Below are 10,518 nucleotides of genomic sequence, written 5' to 3'. Positions count from 1 at the left end.
GCTGGCTCTACGCCGTCGGCGACGTCAACCGCCGCGCCCTGATGACGCATCAGGGCAAGTACCAGGCCCGGATCGCCGGCGCCGTCATCGGCGCCCGCGCCAAGAGCGAGCGCATCGACGACGCCCCCTGGGGCGCGCATGTCGCCACCGCCGACCACGCAGCCGTCCCCCAGGTCGTCTTCACCACCCCCGAGGTCGCCTCCGTCGGCCTGACCAGCCGTGAGGCCCAGCAGAGCGGGCGCCGCATCGAGGTCGTCGATTACGACCTCGCCCAGGTCGCCGGCGCCCATCAGTACGGCGAGGACTACCGCGGCCGGGCCCGCATGCTCATCGACACCGACCGCAACACCGTGGTGGGCGTCACCTTCGCCGGCCCCGGCGTCGGAGAACTGGTGCACTCGGCCACCATCGCGGTCGCCGGCGAGGTGCCCCTGGACCGGCTCTGGCACGCCGTCCCCGCCTTCCCCACGCTCGGCGAAGTCTGGCTGCGGCTGCTGGAGACCCACCGCGGCTGAGCGTGCTCCGGCCGGCACGCGGGGCGGTCCTGGGCTGCGCCCGGGCGACTCGCTCCGCTGCGGGTCAGGAGCGGTCCTCCTGTCGCGTGGCCGACCGTGGCGAGTCTGCGGACGCAGATCGGACCGAGAGTTCCGGACGACCGCAAGGTAGCGTACGGAATCCTCATCACCGGCGTCCGGTGCAACAGTTGCCCACCGATGGGGACTCGGCATGACCCACTGAGGGCGCTCGGGGCTGCGATGCCCCGAGACTCCCGCGCCCGGACGATCTGAAGGCACCCCGCACGCCCCCGGCCAGGATGCCGGCCGACGGCAACCGCGACGGGCGCCCCAGGAGGACGACATGACCGCCGGCTGCGTCGGCTGCGGGCCTGATCCACGCGAGGAAGGGCGCTGATCTGCTTCTCCCCGCCCGCAGAGGCTGCCGCGGTGACCGGCCGTGATCAATCTTGGCGCTACTGCCCGTACCTCGACCACGCACACCCGGCGACCACACGTCCTCACCCGGCGCTGTGCGTCGTCGGTCGTCCCAGGAGACTATGGAAGCAACAGAAAGGCACGAAAGACATCCCAGCGCTGTAGCTCCAGGGCCTGCGCTCGGAGGGCGCCGCCCTGGCAGGTGGAAGGAGCACCTGGGGTGACTTCCTCCCCCGCCGAGGCGGGGGTTTCCAGCGGTCGCCCGCTGGGGTTCCTGCGTCACCGACGGCTGCCCCGTCCGGAGGATTCCCGTTGAGGTCCCACACCGTCTCCACAGGCAGACGCCGCCGGCCCGGCGGGCAGGATGTTGCACGTCGCGTTCCCGTCGCGAGCGCGCGTCCCACCGGGGTCGCACGTCCAAGTGCGGACATCCAGCAGCCGTCCCCCGCAGACCGTGCCGCAGTTCCCGCACAGTTTCTCGGCGTCCGTACGAGCCAAGGGTGTCGGCCGGTCGTCGGCGAACGCCGAACCGCACTGACGGCGATACGGCTCTTCGTGCCCTGCTCCGCAGGAGTCCGTTTCTCCAGCGCCAGCGGAAGGTACCCCCGCCCCGGCGCGAAGGCCGGGATTTCCACGGAGGCAACCCGATGAGTGACACGGGATCTTTCGGTGCCGACAACGGCGCGCCCGACCTCCGGCTGGAGCTGCCGATCGGGGTACTGGATACGCTCGGTGCGGCGGTGGTGGCGCTGGATGCGGCCGGGCGGATCGTGTTGTGGGACCAGCAGGCCGAAGAGCTGTTCGGCCACTCCGCGCGGGAAGTGCTGGGCCGGCACGCGGCTCAGCTGTTGCTCCAAGACCCGTACAGGGACCTGGTGGCCGACAAGTGCGCGCAGATGATGGAGACAGGCCAGAGCTGGGCCGGTCTCCTTCCCGTCCGGACCAAGGACGGCAGTACGCGGCTGGTGGAATTCCGCTGCAATCGCCTGCCTGACCGGCAGGGCGACTTCTACGCTCTGGGCATCGCCACCGATGCGTCGACGCTGCGTAAGGTGGAGCAGGACCTGGCGTTGTCCACGCAGCTGATCGCCCAGTCGCCGATCGCGCTGGAGGTTCTGGACACCGAGCTGCGTTATGTGGCTGTCAATCCGGCGATGGAACGGATGCATGGCCTGTCTGCCGAGGAGCACCTCGGCCGGGGCTTCCGCGAGGTCCTGTCCTCCGACAGTGTCGACGCATCCGAGGCGGCGGTCAGAGAAGTGCTCGAGACCGGACGTCCCCTGGTGGACAAGTACACCATTGGCCGCACTCCGGCCGACCCGGACAACGATCATGCCTGGTCTGTCTCCGTCTACCGGTTGGAGGATCCGGGCGGTCAGGTTCTCGGTGTCGCCACATCGGTGATCGATGTCACCGATCGGCACGGCGCGATCACAGCGGCGGCCCAGGCCCGCCATCGCCTGGCCCAGGTCGCCGAGGGCTCCGCCCGTATCGGTACCACGCTGGACATGAGACAGACCGCCCGCGAGCTGGCTGACGTCGCAGTGCCCGAGCTCGCCGACGTCGCGATCGTAGACGTACTCGACTCCGCCCTGGACGAGCGCCGACCCGCGACACCCGACGGCGGCCCGGCGCTCTTTCGCACCCTGGCCGTGAAGGCCGCCTATCTTGCCGAGGCGAGCGGCGCCGCCGGCACGGCAGGCCAACCGGTCAGCTACGACGCCGACCGACTGCCCACCCGATGCGTACGGACCGGTCAGCCGATCATGGTGACCCGCGTGGACGATTGGGATCTGGCGCGCATCGCTCGTGACGCCGCAGCAGCCGCTGTCCTGGCCAGTGTCGGCATCCACTCGTATCTCGCGATACCGCTGGCCGCGCAGGGCCGGTCACTCGGTGTCCTGGGGCTGATGCGCGGTCGCAATCAACTGCCCTTCAATGCGGACGATGTCACCCTCGCCGTCGAGCTCGCCGGCCGAACTGCGGTGTCCCTCGACAACGCGCGCCTGCACCAAAGCGTCCGCAACACTGCGGTGACGCTCCAGCGCAGCTTGCTGCCCCGGCCGACGCCGCCCGAGAGTCTGGAGATCGCCACCCGCTACCAACCCGCCGGAACCTCCAACGAGGTCGGTGGCGACTGGTTCGACGTCATCCCCCTCACGCAGGACAAGACCGCGCTCGTGGTGGGCGACGTGATGGGCAGCGGCATCGATGCGGCTGCCACGATGGGCCGCCTGCGCACCGCCACCGCAACCCTGGCCGACCTCGACCTCCCACCCGCCCAAGTACTGCAACGCCTTGACAAGATCACCGCCGGCCTGGATCCCTACATCGCCACCTGCATCTACGCCGAATACGACCCGCACAGCGACCGGTGCCGAATCGCCGCAGCCGGACATCTGCCCCCCGCACTGACACCTGCCGGCGGGCCCCCCGAACTGCTCGACCTTCCGTCCGGTGCACCCCTCGGAGTCGGTGGCGTCCCCTTCGAAACGACCACCGTGCCCTTGCGTCCCGGCGATCAACTGGCCCTCTACACCGACGGCTTGGTCGAAACACGCCGCGACGCCATCGATGAACGCCTCGACCTCCTCCTGCGCGTACTCGACAGCCACGACCCGTCTCTGGAAGAGACCTGCGACCGGCTCCTGGAAACACTGCGCGATCCGGACGACCACGACGACGTGTCGCTGCTCATCGCCCGCCCCAGAGCCCGGCCCTGACACACGCCAGCGTCGAGCGCAGGCAACTGCGCCTAGAGAGCACCGCCTCCGTGAGGCGGCGGGCGCATGCTTTCTGGGGTGTTGCTGAGATCCGGCAACCGGCAGTCGCGTCGGAACCTGTTTTCGCTGCCTCAGGATCCCTCCGGGTCTGCCCACTTCGTCCAGATGACTGAGCCTGATTGCTTCGAGCCGCGTTCGAGCCAGAAGGACCTTCGCGAGATCGCTGTCGGCCTGCGGGACGAAGGTGATCGGCTCCGCGTGCTCGCTCGTGTGGAGCCGCTCTTCGGGTTGCCGTCTCTGCCGCGCAGGCCTCCGGCAGTTCGACTGCTTCCCGGGCAGTGGGTCCGCCGGCAGTTGAACCACCGGTTCACCAGCGCCCTGGGAATCCGCCGTTGGGCGTACTGGCTCGACACGTTCGACATGTCGCCCGTACCGCTGTCTACAGGCTGATCCAATAGCGGCGCTTGACGCCCGCCTCGGTGGTGCGAAGGTCTTCCAGGACACCGCCGTTGCGTTCGATGCTGCGTGCGGACGCGGTGTTGGCGTCGTCGCAGGTGACAAGGACTCGGTCCAGGCCGAGTGCGCGCGCCTCGGGCAGCACGGCCCCGAGGGCCCAGGTGGCCAGGCCGCGCCTTCGGAAGGAGGGGCGCACGCTGTAGCCGATGTGCCCGCCGATGTCGAGCAGAACGGCGTTCAGATAGTGCCGCAGATCGATCGCTCCCAGATAGCTGTCGCCCTCGACGATCCACCAATGCGTGGCATGGACGCGCCCCTCTCCCACGGCGACCGCCCTGTCCGACTGCCGTCGCAGACGTTCGGTCCACTCCGAGAAGACCTCGGGGTCGACGAGGTCGGCGTCCGGCGCGAGACGCAGGCCCGAGCCATCCTGGTGGGCGCCTGGAGACCACTCGTCCCGGGCCGCGAGCCATGACGATTGCAACCGCTTGGTGGGTGCGATCAGTTCAGGCATGCGGGCGAGGCTAGCACTCGTCCGCTTCCCGTCACCGCGCGGTTTCCGGCGCCGTCTCGCACCCGCCGGTCACCACCATCGCCGCTCCGCTGGACCCGGTGTCGGCGCAGACCCCTGCTGCATCTCGTGGGACTCGGCCGTCCTCGACGGACGCGTGGTGCGCTCAGCGGTATGACTCGCACTGGGCCGCAGGCCGGATGGTTGGCGATCTGATGCCCGGTCCGGTCGCAGGAGGAGCTCCGGGCGCCGCGACAAGGCCGTCACGTCCGTCTCGGCATCGGTGGCTCCGCCCAGCCGTGCCGGACGGCGTGGCCACCGAGTTGCATCCGGGTGCGGACGCCGGCCAGGTCCATGAGACGGCGCAGGCGCCGGTGGAGCGTGCGCGGTGACAGGCCCAGCTGTGTCGCGGCCGTCGGGTCGGTCACGCCGGCCAGCAACAGCGCGAGGATCTGCCGGTCGAGGGCTGTCGGTCCTTCCGTCTCCAGTTCGACGGTGGGTTCGGATTCCTCGCCGGCGGACAGCGCCAGCGGGTGAGAGGTGCGCCACACGGTCTCGAACAGTGTGTCCATCGCATCCAGCAGGCCGCTGCGGTGCAGCAGCACTGCCCCGGGTTCTCCGGTCGGCGTGGCCGCAAGCGGAACGAGGCAGAGTTCGGCGTCGGCCAGCACGAGTTTCATGGGCAGTTGGTCGGCGACACGCAACTGCACCCCGTTGCGCAGGGAATCGATAGCTTCGTGGATCATGCCGGGTTCCGCCAGCACGGCTCGGTCCAGCACTGCCCGGAAGTGAACGCCGCGACCGAGGGCCATGGGCTCGGCCGTGTTCTCCTCGGGCGGCAGCGCGACGAAGGGCGCGGTGATGAAGGCGCGGATCTGCGTGCGGGCCGCATGCTGCACCTGGAGGTAGCGATGGCGGATGGCATCAACTCCTGTGACGACCTCGATCAGATCGACGATGCTGCCGGCGGTCGTGGCCGCCCGGTGCTCCTCCGCCAAGGCCACCAGGGCGTATTCGGCCGCGCGCAGCCCGTCCCGACGCTGGCTGATGAGGGCGCCGAGCGCCATGGCGGGCGGCGCGGCGGTGAACCGATCGCTCGACGATCTGATCACCAGTCCCCATGCGACCAGACGGGCCAAAAACCTTTCGGCGTCGGCCTGTTCCAGGGCCAGGAGGTCCGACAGCAGCGTCGCGGTGGAGTCCGGCCGTCCGAGGAGTGCCCGGTAGACGCGCTCGTCATCGGGTTCGAGACCCAGAGCTTCCAGCATCGGCGACCGACTCTCCTCCCCTCGTCGCAGCGGGGAAAGTATCCGCCAGGGCAGCGCACCTTGAGTAGTCCCTGCTGGGAGCCGGTGTGACGGGTAGAGCCCCGGGGAGTCGCCTCCCCGGGGCGAGGCAGTGCGGTTCATCGCAGGCCGTACGCCCGGACGATCTCGTTCTTGACACCGAAACCGCCGCTCGTCCCGGCGCTCGCGCGCACCGAGAGGAAGCCGCCGCGCTTCCCGGCCGCCCTGAACGATCCCGTCCAGTAGCCGCCCGCGCCCTTGACCAGGGTCACCTTCTGCCAGGTGGCACCGTCGTCGTACGAGACATCGAGCTTCACCGTGGTGACCTTGCCGGGCACGGTGCCGCCGTCCAGCGACACCGGCTTGAGAGCCAGCTCCTGAGCCGAGCCGGCTCTGATGTCACCGTGCAGGTCCGTCTCCAGCCTGAAGTCCAGGTTCAGCACCGAGAACGGTTCGAAGGAGTCCGAGTCGACGGTGTCGGACCTGAACGTCCACTCCGTGTGGGTGCGGGTCGACAGCCGGAAGACGTCGCCGGGCCGCTCCGCGTCGAGGACGGCGCGGTAGGGCAGGTTGCCCGCCGGTACCTCCTTCCACTGCATGTCTCCGCTGTTGGGGTTGTCGTAGATCCGTGTGGCGCCCTGGAAGACCTGGAGGCGGGTCGGCGTCTCTCCCCACGGCAGATAGCCGCCCAGCCGCATGGTGTCGCTGGCGGAGGCCCATGGCTGGACGTTCCACGTCATGTAGTTCTGCCAACGGGAGTTGTACACACCGAAGGCTTCGCTCTGACCGGGCCGGGTCAGCGGAGCGAACCAGTCCAGACGCGTGGTGCTGCCCTTGGTGTACCTGTTGTCGCCCGACACCATCGACCAGGGCAGGGACCCGTCGACGCCCTGTGTATGGAACTCTCGCCAGACCTGCCCCGGAGTCACCCACTCGGTGCGGGTGCCCGGATGCCACTCGCTCTCGGGAAGGTTGAACGACGGACTCAGGGTGAAGTCGGAGCGGTAGCCCTCCGCCGCCGTACCGCCCGTGGCCGAGTAGTAGCGGGCCTCGATCCGGGCCAGATCGCCCTTGGCCGGCCTGTAGACCAGGGCCCGGTCCGGTACCCGACCAGGGTAGTCGCGGGTCAGGTCGTAGACGAACGGCGTGTACCGGGTCTGCTTCACCGTCAGTCTCGATCTGCCGGACTTGGCCATCGCAATGAGGGTCTTGCCGGCGTCGCGGTGCACGGAGGCGACGGGGATGGCCGACTCGCCCACATACTCCATGAGGGCGCCGGCATCGTCGTTGACCACGATCAGCGCCTTCGCCCCGGCAGCCACCGCGGCCTCGGCACGCTCCTGCGGCGAGACCTCGTCGCTGCGCTCGACGACGACGACCTTGCCCTTGGCCTTGACCTTCTCGTACGCGGCCTGCGCGCCGTTGCCCGCGTAGACCAGGTCCCGGCCGTCGGTGGTGGTACCCACCGTACTGCCGGCCTGCACCAGCGCGTCGAAGTCGAGGCGACCGCCCAACGCGCTCAGCGCCAGTGGTGGCTCGCCCTTGCGCCAGCGGGTGGTCAGCACGAACTCGCCGTGCTTCATCGGCTCCGTCGGCGCGACGTAGACGTCGTCGTACGTCATCGGCAGCACGTACGCGCTGCGGTAGTCCGTATACGGGTCCTGGCCCTGGTAGTGGACGTTGAAGTCGACCTTGCGCTGGCGGTCCTCGGTACGCTGCGGCGCCCGGGTGTCCAGCAGACGGGCCTTGCTCGCGTCCAGCACCACATCCGCGGGACCGTCCTCGAGCACCGTCTCCGGGTCCACCAGCACGGCCAGACCCGAGCGGTCCGCCTTCTCACCGGCCACGTCGAGGTATCCCGCGACGGTGTACAGACCTGGTGCCATGCGCATGGTCGTCCTGCCGTCGACGTAGACCGACCACGGGAAGACGTCGCCCGCCAGGTTGATGCCGACCCAGCCGGAGGCGGGCTTGCCGTCCCGGCCGACCAGCTCGATGTTCAGGTCGTAGCGCTCCTCCTCCTTCAGCAGCGCCACGGACGTGCGGGTCACCGGCTTACCGCTGGCCGCGTCGGTCGCTACGACGTAGCCGACGTGCCGGCCCGCCGAGGCGGACTGCGGGTCACCGGTCACCGGGACGGCGGCGGTACCGCCCGCCGGAACGCTCACCGTGGTCGCGCCCAGGGTGAACGGGCCGTCCGCGCCGGTCAGTTCCAGGTTCAGCGTGACGTCGGAGGATCCGGTGTTGGTGAAGGTCAGGTCCTTCGTGACGGCCGTGTCGCCCGACTCGTACGGCCAGGTGTAGTTCCCGAAGAACAGCGACCCGGTACCGCGGACCGTGGTCCGTACCGCGGCGGCCACGTCTACGCGGCCGGTGCCGACTTCGTACGGTGAATACCCCTCGTCCAGGCCCTTCGCCGTGCTCATGAGGTGTTCCTTGAGCTGCGCGCCCGTCCAGTCCGGGTGCTGCTGAGCCAGGATCGCCGCCGCGCCGACCACGTGCGGGGTGGCCATGGAGGTACCGCTGAGCGTGCGGTACAGGCCCTCGCCTCCGTCCGTCATCTCCTGCGAGCGAGCCGCGGTGATGTCCACGCCGGGCGCGGCGATGTCCGGCTTCATCGCACCGGAGGAGACCAGCGGACCGGTGCTGGAGAACGACGCGAGCTGGTCCTGCTTGTCCGTCGCGGCCACGGTCAGCGCCGATGCGGCCGCGCCCGGGGCGGAGATGCTCTCCGGGCCCGCGTTGCCGGCGGCGATGACGAACAGCGTGCCGTACTTCGCCGACAGCGCGTCGACCGCCTGCGACATCGGATCGCTGCCGTCGCTGGGGTAGGAGTCGCCGAGGCTCATGTTGACGACATCCGCGCCGGACTCGGCGGCCCACTGCATGCCGGCCATGACCCAGGAGTCCTGGCCGTAGCCCTCCGCGCCGCCGAGCACCTTGCCGACGTACAGGTCCGCTCCCGGGGCGACGCCCTTGTAGTCGCCGCCGGAGGCGGCGCCGGAACCGACGATGGTGCCGGCCACATGAGTGCCGTGACCGTTGAGGTCGGTGATGGCTTCGCCGGGTACGAAGCTGGCCGTGCCGTCGATCAGTCCGGCGAAGTCGGGGTGGTTGACGTCGATGCCGGTGTCGAGGACCGCGACCTTGACACCCTTGCCGGTGTAGCCGGCGGCCCATGCCTCGGGCGCGCCGATCAGCGGCACGCTCTCCTTCAGGTTGACCTTGACGCGGCCGTCGAGCCACAGCTTCGCCACACCCGCACCCATCACCTTGCTGTTGTGCGGGGCGATGGTGTTCCAGAAGGTGCGGGCCTGCCGCTTCCGGGCGCTGAGCACGGCGCCGCGAATGCTCTTGAGCTCGCGGGTCACCTTGCTTCCGGGTGGAGCGGTCGGCTCGGCGGCGGTCCGGGACGTGGACGTGCCGTAGGTCGCGATGAGGGGCACCGTGGACGTCTTCGCGTCGTCGTAACCCATCTCGATCAGGGCGGTGACGTCGAACAGACGCCGGTCCAGCTTGCCCGTTCCCAGCAGGGGCACCGTCTCGTCCGGGATGACGAACAGGTGACCGTTGGCCGTCTGCATTTTCACGCCGCCGACGGCGCTGTCCGGTCGGTCGACGTCAGCGGTCTGCTTGCCGTCGGCCATCGTGGTGACCGTGACGACGTCGCCGGTGACCAGGGTGACCTTGTGGGTCACCGCGGGTGCGGCGGGACGGGTGGGCTTGCTCGGAGCGGCTTGCGCGGGCTCTTGGAGTACCGCGAGCCCCGACACCAGCAGCGGCACCACGGTGGCAGCCGAGACCAACTGCCAGCGTCTGCGCCGGAAGGCGGAAGACTGGGAGGGAGGAAACATGTCCCGGGTCTATCGGCCACTTGCCGACGCCGTGAAGCCGAGACGACGACAAGTCCTCGCCATGGCAGGGACTTGCCAGTCGCAAAGCACCTCTATCCGTGCGTGATCGCACTATTTGCAGTGAGGTTGGAGTGGTTCGATTGACGTGCTCCCCGCCCTAAAGGACGGGGATTCCAGCCTGGGCCGTCTGGCCCTTGTGGTGGCTTCCTGCTTCACCGCGCTGTGCGGGCACGTGTGCCCGTCTTACCGGCGCTCCACAGGCGTTTAGCCTGTCCGCCCGTCCGGCGGCCAGGATGTTGCGTGCGGCGTTGACGTCGCGGTCGTGGACGGTCCCGCACTCCTGACAGGTCCACTCGCGCACGTGCAGGGGCTTGGGGCCGTCCTTGATCCCGCAGGCCGAGCACACCTGAGAGGTGGGCTCGAAGCGTCCGATCCTGGCGAAGTGCCGGCCGTGCCTGGCGGCCTTGTACTCCAGCATGTTCACGAACGCGGACCATCCGGCGTCGTGCACGGACTTGGCGAGCCGGGTGCGCGCGAGATTGGACACCGCAAGGTCTTCCACGTACACCGCTTGGGTCTCGCGGATGATCTTCGTGGATGTTCTGTGGTGCCAGTCCCGGCGCCGGTCCGCCACACGGGCGTGCTGACGCGCAACCTTGACGCGGGCCCTGGCCCGGTTCTTCGACCCCTTCGCCTTGCGGCTCAAGTCCTTCTGCAACCGCTTGAGCTTCTTCTCGGCGCGGCGCAGGAAGCGGG

General features: G+C 69.3%; 6 protein-coding genes and 1 pseudogene. 2 read left to right on the top strand and 5 right to left on the bottom strand.

Annotated features, from left to right (window positions below; translation table 11 throughout):
* Window positions 1–515, top strand: a 515-nt coding sequence (locus tag ABT085_RS37700; protein ID WP_502982905.1) for an oxidoreductase dimerization domain-containing protein, incomplete at its 5' end; no start/stop codon positions are given.
* Between the two features lie 658 nt (window positions 516–1,173).
* On the opposite strand, the pseudogene ABT085_RS37695 reads toward ABT085_RS37700, so the two are convergent.
* A pseudogene (locus tag ABT085_RS37695) lies at window positions 1,174–1,415 on the bottom strand (RNA-guided endonuclease TnpB family protein); the annotation flags it as partial.
* 164 nt (window positions 1,416–1,579) lie between these two features.
* On the opposite strand from ABT085_RS37695, the gene ABT085_RS37690 reads away from it, so the two are divergent.
* Window positions 1,580–3,655, top strand: a complete 2,076-nt coding sequence (locus ABT085_RS37690; RefSeq protein ID WP_351618774.1) for a SpoIIE family protein phosphatase — start codon at window positions 1,580–1,582, stop codon at window positions 3,653–3,655.
* 439 nt (window positions 3,656–4,094) lie between these two features.
* On the opposite strand, the gene ABT085_RS37685 is transcribed toward ABT085_RS37690, so the two are convergent.
* The 4 genes from ABT085_RS37685 to ABT085_RS37670 all read right to left on the bottom strand — a co-directional run.
* On the bottom strand, window positions 4,095–4,625 hold the full coding sequence (locus tag ABT085_RS37685; RefSeq protein ID WP_351618769.1) for a GNAT family N-acetyltransferase: 531 nt from the start codon (window positions 4,623–4,625) through the stop codon (window positions 4,095–4,097).
* A gap of 260 nt (window positions 4,626–4,885) precedes the next feature.
* Window positions 4,886–5,890, bottom strand: a complete 1,005-nt coding sequence (locus ABT085_RS37680) for a TrmB family transcriptional regulator (RefSeq protein WP_351618767.1) — start codon at window positions 5,888–5,890, stop codon at window positions 4,886–4,888.
* A gap of 137 nt (window positions 5,891–6,027) precedes the next feature.
* Window positions 6,028–9,762, bottom strand: a complete 3,735-nt coding sequence (locus ABT085_RS37675) for a S8 family peptidase (protein WP_351618764.1) — start codon at window positions 9,760–9,762, stop codon at window positions 6,028–6,030.
* A gap of 157 nt (window positions 9,763–9,919) precedes the next feature.
* Window positions 9,920–10,518, bottom strand: a 599-nt coding sequence (locus ABT085_RS37670) for an RNA-guided endonuclease TnpB family protein (protein WP_351618762.1), incomplete at its 5' end; no start/stop codon positions are given.

This window comes from Streptomyces sp. NPDC002265 (genome assembly GCF_040296125.1).
In the GTDB taxonomy this organism is placed as follows: Bacteria; Actinomycetota; Actinomycetes; order Streptomycetales; family Streptomycetaceae; genus Streptomyces.
This window is presented reverse-complemented; position numbering and strand designations above follow the sequence as displayed.